The 15910-nt window shown below is 69.6% G+C and carries 15 protein-coding genes and 4 pseudogenes; 11 read left to right on the forward strand and 8 right to left on the reverse strand.

Going from position 1 to position 15910, the window contains the following annotated elements; all coding sequences use genetic code 11:
• Positions 1-479 precede the first annotated feature (479 nt).
• Positions 480-908: a phage holin family protein gene (locus GQF42_RS43290; RefSeq protein ID WP_158929216.1), complete on the reverse strand. Its 429-nt coding sequence runs from the start codon at positions 906-908 to the stop codon at positions 480-482.
• A 360-nt stretch (positions 909-1268) separates the two neighbouring features.
• Here GQF42_RS43290 and GQF42_RS43295 point away from each other — a divergent pair, with 360 nt between their 5' ends.
• Together GQF42_RS43295 and GQF42_RS43300 are read left to right on the forward strand one after the other, a co-directional pair.
• Positions 1269-1997, forward strand: coding sequence for a polysaccharide deacetylase family protein (locus GQF42_RS43295; protein WP_158929218.1), 729 nt, complete (start codon positions 1269-1271; stop codon positions 1995-1997).
• 273 nt (positions 1998-2270) lie between these two features.
• Positions 2271-2603: a DUF3592 domain-containing protein gene (locus GQF42_RS43300; protein ID WP_158929220.1), complete on the forward strand. Its 333-nt coding sequence runs from the start codon at positions 2271-2273 to the stop codon at positions 2601-2603.
• Positions 2604-2945: 342 nt separating this feature from the next.
• Here the strand turns inward: GQF42_RS43300 and GQF42_RS43305 are convergent, their stop codons facing one another.
• From GQF42_RS43305 to GQF42_RS43315, 3 genes are all read right to left on the reverse strand, one after another.
• Complete coding sequence (locus GQF42_RS43305) at positions 2946-3164, reverse strand: hypothetical protein (protein ID WP_158929222.1); 219 nt, start codon at positions 3162-3164, stop codon at positions 2946-2948.
• Between the two features lie 214 nt (positions 3165-3378).
• Positions 3379-4749 carry an MFS transporter gene (locus GQF42_RS43310; RefSeq protein WP_233273700.1) on the reverse strand — a complete coding sequence of 457 codons (1371 nt, stop codon included), beginning with the start codon at positions 4747-4749 and terminating at the stop codon, positions 3379-3381.
• Positions 4746-5600 carry an alpha/beta fold hydrolase gene (locus tag GQF42_RS43315; RefSeq protein ID WP_158929224.1) on the reverse strand — a complete coding sequence of 285 codons (855 nt, stop codon included), beginning with the start codon at positions 5598-5600 and terminating at the stop codon, positions 4746-4748. Before GQF42_RS43315 ends, GQF42_RS43310 begins: the two co-directional genes overlap by 4 nt.
• A 90-nt stretch (positions 5601-5690) precedes the next feature.
• Here GQF42_RS43315 and GQF42_RS43320 point away from each other — a divergent pair, with 90 nt between their 5' ends.
• Complete coding sequence (locus GQF42_RS43320) at positions 5691-6620, forward strand: LysR family transcriptional regulator (RefSeq protein ID WP_158931304.1); 930 nt, start codon at positions 5691-5693, stop codon at positions 6618-6620.
• Positions 6621-7432: 812 nt separating this feature from the next.
• Positions 7433-7668 (forward strand): annotated as a pseudogene (locus GQF42_RS43325) (GAF domain-containing protein); the annotation flags it as partial.
• Positions 7669-7777: 109 nt separating this feature from the next.
• Here GQF42_RS43325 and GQF42_RS43330 read toward each other — a convergent pair.
• The 3 genes and pseudogenes from GQF42_RS43330 to GQF42_RS43345 all read right to left on the reverse strand — a co-directional run.
• A complete protein-coding gene (locus GQF42_RS43330) occupies positions 7778-8104 on the reverse strand; it encodes a plasmid stabilization protein (protein WP_158929226.1) in 327 nt (108 codons plus the stop codon).
• A gap of 280 nt (positions 8105-8384) precedes the next feature.
• Positions 8385-8900, reverse strand: coding sequence for a hypothetical protein (locus tag GQF42_RS43340; protein WP_158929230.1), 516 nt, complete (start codon positions 8898-8900; stop codon positions 8385-8387).
• A gap of 202 nt (positions 8901-9102) precedes the next feature.
• Positions 9103-10118, reverse strand: a pseudogene (locus GQF42_RS43345) (glutathione-independent formaldehyde dehydrogenase); the annotation flags it as partial.
• A gap of 223 nt (positions 10119-10341) precedes the next feature.
• Here GQF42_RS43345 and GQF42_RS46660 point away from each other — a divergent pair.
• The 3 genes and pseudogenes from GQF42_RS46660 to GQF42_RS46665 form a co-directional block, all read left to right on the forward strand.
• Positions 10342-10911: a Rieske 2Fe-2S domain-containing protein gene (locus GQF42_RS46660; protein WP_375993292.1), complete on the forward strand. Its 570-nt coding sequence runs from the start codon at positions 10342-10344 to the stop codon at positions 10909-10911.
• A gap of 5 nt (positions 10912-10916) precedes the next feature.
• Positions 10917-11585: an HAD family hydrolase gene (locus tag GQF42_RS43355; protein ID WP_158929234.1), complete on the forward strand. Its 669-nt coding sequence runs from the start codon at positions 10917-10919 to the stop codon at positions 11583-11585.
• Positions 11586-12160: 575 nt separating this feature from the next.
• Positions 12161-12265: pseudogene (locus GQF42_RS46665) on the forward strand (iron-containing redox enzyme family protein); the annotation flags it as partial.
• Between the two features lie 1445 nt (positions 12266-13710).
• On the opposite strand, the gene GQF42_RS43360 reads toward GQF42_RS46665, so the two are convergent.
• A complete protein-coding gene (locus GQF42_RS43360; protein WP_158929236.1) occupies positions 13711-14088 on the reverse strand; it encodes a winged helix-turn-helix transcriptional regulator in 378 nt (125 codons plus the stop codon).
• Between the two features lie 49 nt (positions 14089-14137).
• On the opposite strand from GQF42_RS43360, the gene GQF42_RS43365 reads away from it, so the two are divergent.
• The 4 genes and pseudogenes from GQF42_RS43365 to GQF42_RS43375 all read left to right on the forward strand — a co-directional run bounded on the left by GQF42_RS43365 (position 14138) and on the right by GQF42_RS43375 (position 15642).
• A complete protein-coding gene (locus tag GQF42_RS43365; RefSeq protein WP_158929238.1) occupies positions 14138-14881 on the forward strand; it encodes an alpha/beta hydrolase in 744 nt (247 codons plus the stop codon).
• A 29-nt stretch (positions 14882-14910) separates the two neighbouring features.
• Positions 14911-15135 (forward strand): transposase family protein, encoded by a 225-nt coding sequence (locus tag GQF42_RS43370; protein ID WP_233273701.1) that lies wholly within the window; start codon positions 14911-14913, stop codon positions 15133-15135.
• Positions 15054-15293, forward strand: coding sequence for a hypothetical protein (locus tag GQF42_RS46670; RefSeq protein WP_233273864.1), 240 nt, complete (start codon positions 15054-15056; stop codon positions 15291-15293). Before GQF42_RS43370 ends, GQF42_RS46670 begins: the two co-directional genes overlap by 82 nt.
• Positions 15294-15326: 33 nt before the next feature.
• Positions 15327-15642: pseudogene (locus GQF42_RS43375) on the forward strand (ArsR family transcriptional regulator).
• Positions 15643-15910: the final 268 nt, after the last annotated feature.

Raw genomic sequence — 15910 nt, forward strand, 5'->3', positions numbered from 1 at the left:
GGATGTGTCAGAGATCCGATCTGCGGGGCGACTTCGCCAGAGTTGCAGGCGCTGCCTTCAGCCGCGCCGCCCGTGCACAACCTCGCCGTCTGCCCTGGGACGATTCTGGATGGCTGGGGGCTGACGGCCCGGCAGGGCGGTCAGGCGCAGGAGGCAGCCTCTCGATCGTGTGGCACCAGCGCCTGTAGGGGCGAGGGAGCGGTAGAGCCGTCAGATCGTCGGCGAGCGTCGAGGACATCTGGTTCCTCCGACCCAATGCGGTGAAGACACGCTGGGTTTCGCCGGACACCAGGTTGGCAGCAGAAGCCGGTCAAGTGCGGCCACGTGCCCCTCGGTCCGGTGTGTTTCGGCATTCGCCGAGGGTTTTTTGTCGTCCACCGGGTGGAGGGGCTGCTCGGTAGGGCATTTCTCCTCGGAGCGGGCGCGAGCCGGCGGACTGGCCAGACTGCCCGCACCTTTCCGCTTCCACTGCCCGGCCGTCAGGCCCGACGCCGCGGCGCGCCGGGCGGCTCCGCCGGTATCGGCGGGTAGGGGACGCCCAGGCCGCTCGGCGGGGCGGCCGGAGCAGTGCCGCCGATGACACGATCGCTGTGTGACGAGCGGTTGCGCTTCCGATGGACAGCGCCACGCAGCAGGTAGGAAGCAACGCCCAAGACTGCCCCGGTGGTCAGGGCTGCCGCCCAGTCCGGCAGGCCGATGGCCAGCGCCAAGCCCACGGCCACGGTTACGGCTCCGCCCGCATACAGTGCTGCAGCGCCGGATGCGGCGTAGAGCACGGCGGAGCGACGCTGCTTGCGGGTCTGTTTGTGAAGTTCGTCGCGTACCGTTTCGCGGGCCACCTGCGCCAGCTCTTCGGCAAGGTGCTTGTCCAGGTGTTCGAGATGTTCCAGGTGATCCGAAGTGTCCATGACGCTCGGGTACCCGGCGGGAACGGTCGGTAACGTAGGTCGTGGCCCCTGGCATGTCCCGTGTGAAGCGGTTGCCGGAACCGCTCGTGTCGTCCTGTGGCTGAGCGTCTCGCGTCTCGCTGGCCATGGTCCGCATCGGAAGACCGAATCCCGACGTCAGATGCGGTGTCGTTCCGGGAGTCAGCCAGACGATCACCGTGCGGCGGACGTCTGGCATTTTGTCGGCGACAGGCAGTCTGCCGTCCGCGGGTCCGTCGTGGCTGGTTGCGTCGCTCTCAGCCTCCCCGCAGCCCCGGGGTGAAACTGGTAGTGACATCCCCGGGGACGATTCCCCCCGGCTCCGAGTAGAAGGAGCAGGACATGTCCGGCCTCCGCCACGGGCTTCTCCCCAGCGCGCTCGTTCCTCTGGCGGCCGCAGCGCTGTCCGTAGGCATGGCCGCGCCCGTCACCGTCGGCACCCCGGCCCACCGGGTCGACTGTCGGATCGTCCGGTGCGTCGCCCTGACCTTCGACGACGGACCGACCCAGTACACCGCCCCGATCCTGAACACGCTGCAACGCCAGCATGTCCCGGCTACCTTCTTCCTCATCGGCCCGCACGCACTGCACTACCGCACGGACGTGCTCCGGGAGTACCGGTCCGGGGACGCGATCGGGGACCACACCGTCACCCATCCTCGTCTCACCGTCCTCCCGCTCGCCCGGATCGAGTCCGAGATCGGGACCGCGGCACGGCAGATCACCTCCGTCACCGGCCAACGGCCAAGACTGTTCCGGCCCCCGTTCGGGGCGTGGAACGCGAAGGTGCGGATGGCGGCCGGCGCGGAGGACATGGCGATGATCATGTGGAGCGTCACCGCCCGGGACTGGAAGTTCCACGATCCGCTCGTCATCGAGCACCGTGTCCTGAGCCTGGTGCGGCCAGGCGCGATCGTCGTCTTGCACGACCGGTACGCGACCACCCCGTTGGCAATACCCCACATCATCCGCGCCCTCCAAGCACGCGGCTATCACCTGGTCACCGTCCCTCAACTGTTCGGCTCGACAAAGGGCTTGAGGCCGGGAGTCCTCTACCGTCACGGTCCGTGACCAAAACCCGGCCGCACTCCCACCCCGGACCCGGGGAACGGGCTCCGGATTGCGCTCGGAGGCCCGGCCGCTCCTGGTCGGAGAGTGAGCACGTCCTCCCCCGCTAAGGCGGTCCTACCATCCCGGCGATGTCGGACATCCACCGGTGGAGAGTCCTCCGGGTGTCCTGTGGCCCGTGGGGACCTTGTGCTGCCGGTTCCGCATGAGCGGCCCCTCAGGTGAACCGAGCGGCCGGCCGGAACCGTTGGGCTCCCGTGAGGGATATGGGCTCCCGTGAGGAAGTGGTGGCTGAAGCGGTACGGCCTGCACGCCGAAGGTCGCGTGTTCGGCCGGGAGACCGTGGACCAGGACGAAGACCACCACACCAAGGTGACCATCTCCTTCTCCGACCACAACGGGCGGCAGCGGCAGATCAAGTGCCTCCTGATGACGACGAAGGCGGCTCCGGACTTCGGGACCCACGTCCCCGTCGCCTACCGTCCCGGACGCCCGGACGAGGACCGGATGCTGGCATACAGCTGGAAGGCCAACGTCCGATCAGGCCTGCTCCTTCTGTCCGTGTGGGGGTTTTGGCTCATGGGACTCATCCCGTATTTCATTCCCTGACTGATCGTGTCGAGTTGGGCTCGGCGTGTGCCGTGGGCCTTCTGGAGCGGGGGAGTGCCGGCCTGCTGGGGAAGTTTCGGCCGTAGGCGTGTGTGCTCGGTGAGCTTGTGGGTGATCGCCCGGACTTGCGTGGGAACGGCCAGGTCGTTGTGCTTGTGGTCGATCAGGTCCTTCTTGTGTACGGCGGTGCCCAGGACGGTGTCGGCTGCTTTCTGGGCGTGGGCCAGCGGCTCTGCAGCATCGGCGCCCAGCTCGGACGCCAGGATGAAGTGGTCCTGAGCTCGACGCAGTTGACGGTGACCGCGGCCCGTCCCTGGGCGTCGAGCATGCGCGCGAGCACGGTCATAGGCCGAGGGGAATGGTGATAGGCCCGGTGACCAGCATGCCCAAGTGCAGTGCCATGTAAATCAGGTGCCGCATGTACTCGGTGATGTCCGATCCTGAGTCGGACGGAACCGGCATGAACGCCCCATCGCCCACCAGCACGGCGGCAACTACGACGAACCTAGCCGCCATCACCACAGCGGGGACCGTACTGGGCAGCTGCTCGTTCTTTCTCATTCGCCGCAGATCCTGCGGCTGCGCCGCCGCTCTGATCCATTGCTTGCTCTCCGCCTGCCGGAGCGGCGCTCCTGTCGCCCCCGGGCGATGGGTCTGGTCGGGTGGTATGCCGTCATCCACTCGAGAGTGCGTGGTGTTCGCTCATCCGATATCGCGGGCTGCGACGGGGCCGGGCACCATGCCCGGCGGTTTACCTGTGCGTTGCGGGAGGTAGTCAGGGCCGGGACTGCTCCGGCTCCGAACCAGTCCGTCGCAGTCGGAGGGCGATCAAGGCCGTGAGCACAAAGATGGCGGCCTCGTATGCCATGGCATGGGCGAACGCCGCGTTCGCGCTGTCCGCCGGCGTTAAATAGGCCAGCCCGGCCGCCGTCACCCCGATCGAGCCGCCGAGCTGCTGGGCCGTGGGCAGCAGCCCGGACACCGAGCCCGCCGCGGCGCTCCGCACACGCGCCAGCACCAGCACGAACACTGCGGCTGTGAACAGGCCGAACGCCGCGCCCCCGGCCGCCAGTACCGGCAGGGCCGCCCGGCGCCCGGGCTCGGTGCCGATGAGCGGTGCGAGTGCCAGGGCCGTGCCCGCCAGGACCAGGGCGGCGGCCGTGAGCGCAGTCGGGCCCAGGCGGCGGGAGAGGGCCGGGGCGGCACGGCTGCCCAGAACGGCCGCGGCGGCGAAGGGCGCCGACACCAGAGCGGCGGACAGCGCCGGGTATCCGAGGGCGGTCTGTAGGTGCAGGAACAGCAGATAGGTGAACGACGGCACTCCGGCGTTGAAGACGAACACCAGCAGCACGCCCCGCCGCGCGATCCCATCCCGCAGGGCCGACGGATGGATCAGGGGGTTCGGCCGACGCTGGAGGGTGAGGGCGAAGCATATGAGGGCCGCCGCGGCCACGGCGAAGGAGGCCCACGTCCACCAGGGCCAGCCGGTCTCCCGGCCCAGAGCGCACGGCAGAACCAGCGCGCCGAAGCCAGTGGCGGCCAGCGCCGCGCCGACCCAGTCGACGCGCTGCCCGTCCGTACCGCGCGTACGGGGCAGCAGGGCTGCCCCCGCCAGGGGGACGGCTGCGACCGGCACCGTTACCAGGAAGACCGCTCGCCAACCGAGGCCGAAGAGGTCGGTGCCGACGAGCAGCCCACCGACGAGCGGCCCGGCCAGCGATGCCACGCCCATCGTGGCGCCGTACAGGGCGAGGGCTCGTGGGCGACGTTCCGGGGCCACACCGGTGCGGATGAGCGAGAGCACCTGCGGGGCGACCAGGCCGCTGCCCGCGCCCTGCACCAGCCGGGCCGCGATCAGCCATCCTGCGCCGGGCGCGGCGGCGCAGGCCACCGAGCCGACTGTGAACACCGCGGTGCCCAGCAGGAACAGCCGCCGGTAACTGTAGCGCTCGCCCAGCCGTGCGGCGGTGATGAGCAGGCACGCGTATGCCAGGGTGTACCCGGCCAGGACGAGCTGCACCGCGCCGGGGCCCGTGCCCAGACCAGACTGGATGGCCGGAGCGGCGATCTGCGCGATCGTGACGTTGAGCAGCTGCACGAAGGTCGCACTCAGCACCACCGGCAGCAGGAACCGACCTCCGTTCACCGGACCAGAGCCTCGGCGAGTTCCCGCGGTCGGGCGGCAAACGGGCTGTGGCTGCCCGGCAGGGTGTGGACGGTGAACGGCTCGCCCGGCATGGCCTGGTCGGCCTCCGCGATCATCAGGTCCTGTGCAGCCGTCGGCAGCGCCCGGTCCTCCGCGCAGCGCAGGAAGGTGCGCGGGACACGGCCCCACCGTACTGAGGTCAGCACGATAGGGGTCGCCGGGACGGCCAGCGGCAGGTCGGGGCTGAGAGCGAAGCGCCAGCGGTCGAAGCGGTCGGCGGGCGTGTCGTGGTAGTAGGTCTGCCGCAGCTCCTCGAGGTAGGCGGGGTCCGACGAGAGCGGATCGATCCGTACGGCGCCCAGCACCTGGGGATCACCGAGGTTGAGGCCCTGTCCTCGTGCGGTGGCGTTCTCGGGGGCACTGAGGTAGTCGAAAAACCGGGGGCGGCCGGCGGGAACGAACGCGGAAAGGTAGACGATGCGGTCGACCAGATCGGGCGCGCGCTCTGCGGCCAAAGAGGCGGGTCCGCCCCCCGCGCTGTGGGCGACGAGCACGACACGGCCGTAGCGGCGGACCCGCCGCAGCGTGTCCAGGATGGCATCGGCGCAGTCGTCCATCGTCACGTCGGCGACCTGCGACCTCTCGGTCAGCAGACCGGACCGGCCAGGCAGCAGGTACCCGGTGGGCAAGGGGGCGTCGAAGCCGTGCCCGGGCAGGTCGACGGCCACGCTCGCGGCGCCGAGGCCGACGAGTGCGCGCTGCGTCGCCCCCCACTGCCATGAACCGTGCCAGGCGCCGTGGACGAGAACGAAGACGGTGTTGTTCACATCGTTGTTCAGAAAGGGTGTCATGGCTCCCATCCCAGTCGGCGACAGCAGTGCCATCTAGCGCAAGATATGGAAAGCTGAATGGCGATACTTTGTGTGTATGAAAGGGTGGTGATGGAGGCGCGGCATCTGCGGTACGCGCTCGCCCTCGCGGAGCATGGACACTTCGGCCGGGCGGCCCACGCACTGGGTATCGCACAGCCCCCGCTGTCCAAGCAGATCGCCGACCTGGAGCGCGAGACCGGGGCCCGGCTGTTCGACCGCACGCGCCAGGGCGTGTTCCCGACCGCCGCGGGCGAGGCGTTCCTCGCCAGGGCGCGGCGGGCGCTGGAGGAGATGACGGCGGCCACGGTGGACGCCAGCCGGGCAGCGCGCGGCGAGACGGGCCGGCTGCGCCTGGGCTTCATCGCCTCCGCGCTGCTCGACCCGCTACCAGACGTCGTGGGCCGGTTCGGCCGCGAACGGCCTGACGTACGGCTGGAACTGCACGAGATGGCATCCGGCCGCAGTGCCACCGCTCTCATTGCCGGAGAACTGGACGTGGCCGTCACCCTCGGACCGCCACGGGGCGCCGGGGCCGAACACCTGGTGTCCGTACCGGTCGGGCACGACCATCTGATCGCTGCCGTCAGCAGGGCGCACCCTTACGCCGGCCAGGCGTCGGTGAGCGTGGACCAGCTGCGGCGGCAGCCGTTGATCGTGGCTGCCGGGGAGGACGAGCCCGCGGTCGCCGCCGTGCTGCGTTCCCTGCTGGGCGAGGACGCCGCCGCACTGGACGGTGCGACCGTCGCCAGGGACGTGCACACGATCATCGGCCTGGCCGCCTGCGGGGTCGGCGTGGGCCTCGGGCCCTCCCGCATGCTGGCGGTCCCGCGCCCGGGCATCCGGTTCTGCGAGGTAACCCCGCGCACGATGCTGCCCGACCTGGTCCTGTCTTTCGCCGACTGCGACCGCTCCCCGGTGCTGAGTGCCTTCCTCGGCACCGTCCGCAACAACTGCCCCGACGTCGGTACCGCGCTCGATCGGCGGTTGGGCCACACATGAGTATGGGATTCAATTCTGCCAGCGGCTCCGTTCGAGGGCCCGGGATCTGGCCGGTGACACAGTCACACCCTGCCCAACTAAGCCGCCCCGAGGTCGAGGCGTACGCCATTGGGTCTGCTGGGCGACCGGTGCGTCCACGTGGCGACGGCGCCGGCGGGACTGCTGCAGCGTTCGTTCTTCGAGGACGACGGCGTCGTTCCCTGGTGCGCCAGGACCTGTCGTGGCTCGACGCGTGGCCGCGGCCGTTCGAGGAGCGTTCGATCTTGGGGCCGATGGCCGAGTGGCGGGGCACGCCGATCCGGAGCGGTTGCATGCGTGCGGGCATCAGCGGGCGGGCCTGGGCGGCGAGTTCGGTGCGGCGCGGTGCCCGGGCGGATCCCGTCACAGCACCTGGGGGATGCGCCGGAAGCGGGCGGCTTGCTGTTCTGTGCAGGGGCGCAGGCGTTCGGCGGCCAGTGCCCACGATGTCCGGACCGGTCGGGCTGCTCCTGCCGCAGGGCCTGGCAGGGCTGTCAGCCGGTTGACAGCGAACGCAACAGGTCGCCCGCGCTCGGTGCGCATGCGAACCGTGTTGTGTCGGTCTGCTTGAACCACTGTGCGTGGTCACCGGCACTCGCCGTTTGGACCAGGCGCTCTCCGAGGCCCGTGGGCAGCTGCTCGATGCCCGGGCGGACCAGCAGACTCCCGGGCGCTGTCACACGTCTCGCTTCTCCAGCGCCCTCGCGGCAGGGCCCTGCAGGATCCAGCCATCCGAGGCGAAGCGGGAACCCTGGCAGGGGCATTCCCACGCCTGCTCGGCACGGTTGAAGGCGACAAGGCGTGGTGAACGGGTCTTCCGCATCGCCGACCTCACCGCCGAGCGCCAGCGCCGGCGGCCCGCCTACGCTGCCCAGGCATACGGTTCGGTGCCGGCAGCATGCTGGGCTTCCTGCTGTTCACCGAGGAGGAAGACCTCGGCGTGCTGAACGTCTCCTCCCGCAAGCCCGGTGCGTTCACCGAGGCCAGTGAGCCGGCCGGATGGCTGCCGGCCTCGCACGCGGCGGTCGCTGTCGTCGACACGCCGGGCGAGGCCCGCCCGGACCCACCGCCACCGTAGGGGGTGCGGTCACCCCAGGGCCGGGCGATCCGGTCCATCTCTGTCTGTATCGGCCTCACCCTCAACGGCCGAGGGCGTTCTGCAGCTGCTTCTTGGTCATCGAGGAGCGGTCGTCTATGCTGCGCTTCTTCGCCTCCTGGTAGAGCTGGTCCTTGGTCGGTCCCTGCGCGCTGCTGCGCGAGCGCTGCCCGCCGCGCTGGGACGCGGGCTTGGGGCCACTGGTCGAGGTTTTGCTCGCGGTCTTCGACTCGCCCGACCTCGCCCGCTCCTTGTTGACTGTCCTCGATGCGATCTCCTTGGCCCGTCCGGCGGACTCGCCCCGGTCCTGGGCGCTCTTCTTGATGTGTCCGTACTGCCGTTCCCGCTTGGAACTTGATCCGGCCGGCATGTTGCTCCTCCTCGCCGTTCTCAATAGAGACTGGACGGCGCTGCAACCTCAGGGGTGGTCGGGCCGCTGGTCCGGAGGCACTCCGCCGCCTTCTCCGCCGCCCTTGTTCCCCTTGTCCGTGCCATGGGCATGGCCGCCACCAACGTCTTTGTCGCTGTGTCGTTGTTCGGGTTGCTGAGCGTTGGACCCGCTCCCTCCTTTCGCTCTTTTCAACGGGATGGGGGCGATGCCTCGAGTCCTCCGAAGCTGTCATCCGCCCCGTCGGTCCTGCCGCTCCGCCTCAGCCGCTGAGCAACACGTCCCGGACGGCTCTGACGCGCAGCTCCTCCAGTGTGCCCAGCTGCCGCTCGGCCCGTGTGATCAGCCCGTCGAGTTCCTGCCCGTCGAGGCGGCCATCCGCCTCGGCCAGGGTGCGCAGCGTGCGCCAGCCGAGTTCCTTGCCCTTCACCCCCAGCCGGAGGAATTCAAGCTCGATCACCAGCGTCAGAGGCGAACGCCGGAAGAGGCGCCCATTGCTCTTGAGACGCCCCAGCCGCTCGGCCGCGGCGGATGCTGCGACCTTGTAGCGGCGCTTCGGCACGCCCAGGCTTCGCATGATGCGCAGCAGGCTCGTCCGGTCCTCGGCGATTTCGCCCGCGAGGTGCCGCAGTGGTTGCGCGTATGGCGGGTCGCGATGCGATCGGGCCATGAACAGGGAGCGTCCGGCTCCGACCGTGGAACCTGCCAGATGGTCGTTGAGGTAGATCGCGAGCAGATCCGTGCGGACCCTGCGGATCTGCGGGCGGGTGCCCGGCATCTGTGTCGTCATGGTTTGTTCCCTCACTTTGCTTCGCCCGCGTACGGCGGCGTTGCACGAGTACCCCGACGCGGCCCGTCCGGCCCCTGCCGCTGTGGACATCCTCACCGCGCGTCCCAGAACCGGCCCGGCCCCTGGGCTTCGGGGCACAGGTCCACCAGGCGCCGCTCCCGGCGGGCGCCGCCGCCTGACGGTGTCTGTCTCAGCCGTGGCCGTCGGGATGCAGGACCACCTTGGTCCAGCCCTCGTCCCGGTTGTCGAAGTACTCGTAAGCCGTCGGCGCATCGTCGAGGCTCAGCTCGTGCGAGACGACGAAGCTCGGCTCGGCTCTGCCCGCGGCGATCAGGTCGCGCAGGGCCCGGTTGTACCGCTTCACCGGGGCTTGGCCCCTCCCCATGTGCTGGCCCTTGAACCACATCAGGCCGTAGTCGAACGGAATCCTTCCCTGGGCCGCTAGCTCGCCCTGAGCCTCGGCACCGCCCGGAACCTCGGGCAGGAACACGCCGACCACACCCAGCGAGCCGGTGCATCGGACACTGTCGATCAGCCCGTTCAGGGTGAGGACGGCGTCCTCCCGGCCACTCGGGTCGTGGGCCTGGTAGCCGACGCACTCGCAGCCGTTGTCGGTGCCGAGCCCGAGCGTGGCCTCCTTCACAAGCTCGGCCGGGTCCTTGCTGGTCGTGTCGATCGCGACGGCGCCTATCTCCTCGGCCTTGCGCAGTCGGTCCTGCTGGTGGTCGGCGACCCAAACCGGCCGGCGCCCTTGAGGATCGCCGAGTAGGCGGCCATGAGCCCGACCGGTCCGGCGCCGTAGACGATGGTCTGGTCCCCGGGCCCCACGCCGGCCATCTCGGTGGTGTGATAGCCCGTCGGGAAGATGTCGGCGGGCATCATGCAGTCCTTCTGCCGCTCGATGGCGTCCTCGCCCAGGCGCAGGGCGTTGAAGTCGTCGTACGGAACCCGCAGGTACTCGGCCTGACCGCCCTGGTACGGCCCCATCTCGGCGAATCCGTAGGCGGCACCGGCCAGCGAAGGTTCCGGCTGCATGGTGAGGCAGTGGTTGGTCAGTCCCTGTTCGCACTGCTTGCAGAAACCGCAGGCGACGTTGAAGGGCAGGACGACGTAGTCACCGACCTTCACCTTGCTGACGGCGGAGCCGACCTCCACCACCTCGCCGAGGTTCTCGTGCCCCATGCTGCGGCCCGTCTCGAAGGACGTCCCTCAGTCACGGTACGCGGTCCTTCGTAACCGGCGGCCTTCACGGTCGCTCCTTTCACGTCGCCCCGGTCCGCGGACCGGAAGGCGGCTGAGTGGGCTGTTGCCGGTCAGTGCCGGATCCCCGTGTACGATTCCGGCGAAACGGAGGAATCAGGTGGAAAACGACGAACGACTCCTCCCACGCCGGTGCGTGTCACCTCGACAGGACGGGAACTCGGTGGCCATGAACACCGAGCAAGGACTCCGGGGGTCGTACTGGATCGAGACCTCTGCGGGCGGCGAGCCCGCAGCCCCTCCGTCCGGGAGCCTCACCGTCGACGTCGCGGTGATCGGCGGCGGCATGGCGGGGCGCAGCACGGGCCCGAGCGGCGGCATCATGGCCGGCGTGCTGATCGCCGACCTCGTCGAGAGCCGACAGGTGGTATCGGTCCTGTACGACCCACGTCGGCTCAATTCCAAGGCCCGCGAAGGCGTGTCCTTCCTCAAGCACCAGGCACGCGTGGCCAAGCACTTCCTCGGTGACCGGCTGCCGCCCGTCACCGCACCTTCCCCCAAGGACCTCACTCCCGGAGACGGAGCGGTCCTGCGCGTGGGCCGGCACCAGTGCGCAGTTCACCGGGACGGAAGCGGCCAGCTCCGAGCCGTCTCGGCCCGCTGTACCCACCTGGGCTGTCTTGTCGCTTTCAACCGTGCGGAGCAGGCATGCGTGTGCCCATGCCATGGCTCCCGCTTCGCCCCCGACGGTCGCATCCTTCAGGGACCCGTGCGGCCACTGGAGAAACGAGAGGTCTGAGTGGCATGGAACGGGCAGCCCTGTTCGACGTGGACGGAACCCTCGTCGACACCAATCATCTGCACGTGGTCACCTGGTGGGAGGCTTTCCGCCGGGCCGGGCACCGGGTGCCGACGCACGCCATCCACCGTGCGGTCGGGCTCGGCTCCGAGGACCTCGTCGCCCATCTGCTCGGCGAGGGCGGACAGGCGGCCCTGGCCCCCGGCGAGGCGGAGGACCTCAGCGCAGCGCACAAGGTGCTGTACGCCCAGTACTTCGAGCGGCTGACTGCGCTGCCGGACGCAGGTCGTCTGCTGCGGCGGCTGGCCGACGACGCCTGGACGGTCGTCCTCGCCACCTCGGCGAGCGACGACGAACTCGCCGCGCTGCGGCGGGCGATCGACGCGGACGACGCCATCAAGGCGACAGCGAGCGCCGACGACGTCTCCGAAGGCAAACCTGCTCCCGAGCCCGTCGAACGGGCGCTGGAACTGGCCGGCGTACCGGCGGAGCGTGCCGTCTTCGTCGGCGACACGGTGTGGGACATGCGGGCGGGCACCCGTGCGGGCGTGCGGTGCGTGGCGCTGCTGTGCGGCGGCATTCCCCGCGCGGACCTGGAGGAGGCCGGCGCCGACGCCGTTTTCGCCGACCCGGCCCAGCTGCTCACCGAGCTGGCGCGCAGTCCGTTCGCCTGACGCCGTTGTCACGTTCACTGCGCGGGGGCACCCGTGTGGTGCCGCCGGTTCATGGCCGGCCCACCACGCCCTTGCGGCGCGTTCGGAGTAGAACCGTGAAGGCTCTCGTCATCAACTGCACGCTGAAGAAATGAGCGGATCACCGGCCGTACCGAGGTCCTGGACCTGGACGCGCTCGCGGTGGCGGCGCCCCGCCAGAGCGCCCGGGTCACCGCAGTGGACATCGCCTGGAAGGCGCTCGCCACGGCCTGGCGCAACGCCCTGCTGAGGGGGTAGGCGGTGCAGGTACGACACGGTGACGTTCGCCGTGACAGGTCGTCACTTCGATCTCGTCATCGCCAATCCGCCCTATGTGCCCGACCCCGGCGCAGCCCCGTGGCCGGGCCGTGCCCGGGCCTGGAACGCCGGCGCGGACGGCCGCCTGCTCATCGACCACATCTACGCGGCGGCCCCGGCGATCCTGTGCCCGGCGGGGCGGCTGCCGATGGTGCACTCGCACCTCAGCGGCGTCGAGGAGACGCTGGTCCGTCTCCGGGTGGCCGGACTGCGCACGGAGGTCGACCGGGCCCGGACGCCTGCTCCGGCCCCTGCGCGGTGCGCTCGTCGGCCACTTCACGACCGTCGAGATGACGTCCTCCCCGGCCTCCCGCCGCCTGGCCCGGACCCTGCGTCGGATGGGCCGCAGGCTCGGCGGCCGTGCGCACGCAGCGAGGCGACTCAGGGGCTCCTCACGCCGACTCCGCGCTGGAGAGGATGAGGCGGCGCGTACCGGCGTGTGTGTGCCATGTCCGACGAGGAGCTGGTTGCCAGGACATGTCACCGCCAGTCTGGTGGTCTTCCACGGCGGGGGAGCGTGATCAGTTCGAGTGGCCTTGCGGAACCCCGACCGGCTCCGCCTGCGCGCCTGACGCCCGTAGCTTCCCAAGTGCTGGGCAGGACGCACCGCGCGGGCGGTGGAGGGCCCGGACCGCACGGGCCGCGACTTCTCGCCTACAGGCAGTGGTACGGGGGCCTCGTCCACTCGGCCCGGCCTGTCAGCGACCGCGCTTCGGGATGGTGACTGCCCGCCGTGAGCAGTTGCTCGGCGCGGCGGTGGGGGAGCCGTAGTGAGATGGGTTCTGGACGTTGCGGAGCGGTTGCTCTGCGCAGGTACTTGAGTGGCTTGACGGTCTCACTCAGGTCGCGCTGTCCCCTTCCCGGATGGCGACCTGTCAGTGATGTGCGGTGTGCTGAGGCCGGTCGGTGCGGTTGCGGGCGTGTGAGCGGCTGCCGGTGTCCCGTTTTGTGGCGATGGCTGCCGTGAGCCGCTATTGGACAGGTCGGGCAGGGGTGCGCCGTCGACGGTGGTGACGACCTCCTCGGCGAGGCGGTGCAGTTTGGTGTTCTGGGATGCCGTGACCATTACGTTCCTGGCCTTGTCGCGGGTCCAGGCCGAAGGTGGCCATGAGGATGCCGCGGGCCAGGTCGATGTCCGGACGGGTGCGCATGGCGCGCCTGAGATGGACGAGTTCGGTCCGCAGGAGACCGTCGTCGGAGTCCTCCCACGGCGCTGCGGGTTTCCGGGCGGGTGGGGTGGTGTGATGGGGGCGGGGGAGAAGAGGATGCGGGTGTCGGCGTAGGCCAGCAGACGCTGTGCGGAGGCTCTGACGGGCGTCGAGGGAGAACTCTCCGGTGACGGTGACGGTGACACGGGTGCCTCCCGGTCCCGCCTGCACGCGCAGAGTCCTGAGGGGGCGGGGTGCGGATGGCGTTGTCGCCGACGGCGGTCGTGTCCCAGGCCGGTAGCGTCATGATTACCTCCTCCGGACCTCCGGTTGTTCTTCTGCCCACTCACCCGGCCCCTGCGAGACATCAAGGCCTACATGAATTAGCGTTCGTGTTTTGGATAGCGCGAACAAGTGGTCGTAGCAGTGTGGACATGGCGGAAGTCCATGGAGTGCCGGAGCCGCCAGGGTCTTTGCGTGTAGTCGATTCGTCCGGTTGGTCAGGGGACTCCGCGGGTTGTCAGGGGCCGTTGTGGGTCGCGGGTGGTGTAGCGGCAGGCTGCGAGCCGGACTGTCTGCTCGGCTCGCAGATTCGCTCAGGCAGTGCTCTTCTTGATCACGTGTCCGGTGGCGGTCACGGGTCAGGTGTCGGAGGTGGTGTCCTGCTGTGCCGTTTCCTGGAAGTCGGCGACGGCGGCGCCGTACGTCTTCGCCCAGTCGGTCAGGGCGGCGATGGGTTCGGTGAGGGTCTGACCGAGGTCGGTGAGGCTGTATTCGACCTGTGGGGGTGCCTCGGCATAGGCACGGCGTTCGACCAGGCCGTAGCTCTGAAGTCTGCGCAGTGTCCGGGTGAGTACCTTGCGGAAGACGCCACCGACGAGGTCGACGAGTTCACCGTGCCGGCGGGACCGGCGACTGAGGGCGAACAGAACGACGACGGCCCATTTGTTGGTGATGATGTCGATGGCGAGCCGGGCGGGGCAGTCGGCGAGGAAGACGCTTCCGGCTGAGTCGTGCACGGCCGAACGTTACCAGGAGGTACCTATCGGCTCAGTAGCGTCTTTCTGCATGAGTACGTCGCACACGAAGGCCTATGTTCTTGTCCATGGTGCCTGGCACAGCGGGCGCGTCTGGGACCGCGTGGTTCCCTTGCTGGCCCGGGCCGGGCATCAGGCGTTCGCCCCTTCGCTGACCGGCCACGGCGAGAAGGAACACCTGCTCACTCCAGACGTCGACCTGGACACCCACGTCGCCGACGTCGTTGCTCTCCTCAGCAAGTGGGATCTCACCAACGTGGTGCTGGTCGGGCACAGTTACGCAGGGATGGTCATATCCGGCGTGGCCGGCGAGGTCCCGGACCGGATCGCGCATCTGGTCTACGTCGACGCGATGGTCCCGACTGACGGTGAGAGCGCGCTGGACGTCATACCGGAGAAGACCCAGCGGCTGATCGACGCGGCCGCCGCCTCCGACGCCCCCTGGCGCATCCCGCCCGTGCCGGAAATGCCCGCGCCGATGGGTCTGTTCGGGGTGACCGACCCGGCGGACACGGCGTGGCTGCGCACCATGCTGTCGGACGAGTCGGTGCGCTGCTTCCTGCAGCCGGTCCGGCTGGACAACCCGGCCGTGGACGCGATTTCCCGGACGCACATCCACTGTGTCGGAAGCGCACCGGGGGACGTCACGCGCCGCCCGGTTCCGGCGGTGCAGCCCAATGGCGCTGAGTCCCAGGTGTGGGAGCTGCGGAGCGGCCATGACTGCATGGTCACCGTGCCGGAGGCACTCACCGACCTGCTGCTGAAGGCTGGCTGACCGTTGGCCTGGCCCGGTTCCTTGCCGGCTTGCCGGATCCACGCGCTCGCCGTGGCCGGCGTTTCCCGCTGATCGCGATCGTGGCGGCTGCGGCGGCGAGCGTGCTGGGCGGCGCGAGATCCCTGACCGCGGTCACCGAGTGGATAGCGGACGCCCCCCGCTGCTGGCCGCGATGGACCACACCGGCATCGTGCTCGGGCAGCGCCGGATTGACGACAAGAGCAATGAGACACCGGCCTTCGCCCCCCTGCTGACCGGGATCAACCTGCAGAACACGGTGATCACAGCCGATGCGGCCCACACGCAGCACGCGAACGGCACGCCTGCCGTCATACCGCCCGAGACCCACAGCGACCCCTGGCAGCCCTCGGCATCACCTGATCAACCTGGACGGATCAACTACACGCAATAGCCCTGGCCCCAGCCGCACAACGGGTGGACGTTCCTGACCAACCACGCGCGCGTGGTTGGCGAGCATCGCCGACAACCACAACGCCCGCATCCGCAACATCGCCGCGCGCTGCCGACGAACCGAGCGCGCCGTGCAGAAGATCATCGCGGACCTGGAGCAGGACGGCTACCTCTCGCACACCCGCCACGGTCGCGTCAACCGGTACAGCATCGACTCGGGCAAGGTCCTGCGACACCGGGCCGAGGCAGGCCTGACGGTGGCGTCACTGTTGTCGATGCTGCTCAGGGACGAGGACGAACGCCGAGGCGCCGAGGATCACGACGCGACCACGCGGAAGGCTGCCCCGTAGCCCCCGCGTACCCGCTGATGCCGTCCTCACCGAGACCGGCTGGTGGCCGCCCACCCGCTCCTGCGGTCCCGACGCAGAGCCCCGTCCTCGTGGCTGCCTGGTTTGCCTGCCGGATCAAAGGGCATGCGGGCTTTCGTGCTTCGGACCGGAGGCGCATGCCCAGCGGAGGAAGCCGGGGGCCGGCACTGACCGGCAACCTCGGCAACTCCTCTGCGGGCAGTCCCTGACAACACTGTTCGGGCCGCCCCCCAGACGAACGCCGTCTTCG

It is taken from the genome of Streptomyces broussonetiae, assembly GCF_009796285.1.
GTDB lineage: Bacteria > Actinomycetota > Actinomycetes > Streptomycetales > Streptomycetaceae > Streptomyces > Streptomyces broussonetiae.

Coding starts and splice junctions, on each gene's coding strand:
- GQF42_RS43290 (WP_158929216.1), bottom strand. CDS start 908: ATGGACACTTCGGATCACCTGGAACATCTCGAACACCTGGACAAGCAC.
- GQF42_RS43295 (WP_158929218.1), top strand. CDS start 1,269: ATGTCCGGCCTCCGCCACGGGCTTCTCCCCAGCGCGCTCGTTCCTCTG.
- GQF42_RS43305 (WP_158929222.1), bottom strand. CDS start 3,164: ATGAGAAAGAACGAGCAGCTGCCCAGTACGGTCCCCGCTGTGGTGATG.
- GQF42_RS43315 (WP_158929224.1), bottom strand. CDS start 5,600: ATGACACCCTTTCTGAACAACGATGTGAACAACACCGTCTTCGTTCTC.
- GQF42_RS43320 (WP_158931304.1), top strand. CDS start 5,691: ATGGAGGCGCGGCATCTGCGGTACGCGCTCGCCCTCGCGGAGCATGGA.
- GQF42_RS43330 (WP_158929226.1), bottom strand. CDS start 8,104: ATGCCGGCCGGATCAAGTTCCAAGCGGGAACGGCAGTACGGACACATC.
- GQF42_RS43340 (WP_158929230.1), bottom strand. CDS start 8,900: ATGCCGGGCACCCGCCCGCAGATCCGCAGGGTCCGCACGGATCTGCTC.
- GQF42_RS46660 (WP_375993292.1), top strand. CDS start 10,342: ATGAACACCGAGCAAGGACTCCGGGGGTCGTACTGGATCGAGACCTCT.
- GQF42_RS43355 (WP_158929234.1), top strand. CDS start 10,917: ATGGAACGGGCAGCCCTGTTCGACGTGGACGGAACCCTCGTCGACACC.
- GQF42_RS43365 (WP_158929238.1), top strand. CDS start 14,138: ATGAGTACGTCGCACACGAAGGCCTATGTTCTTGTCCATGGTGCCTGG.
- GQF42_RS46670 (WP_233273864.1), top strand. CDS start 15,054: ATGGACCACACCGGCATCGTGCTCGGGCAGCGCCGGATTGACGACAAG.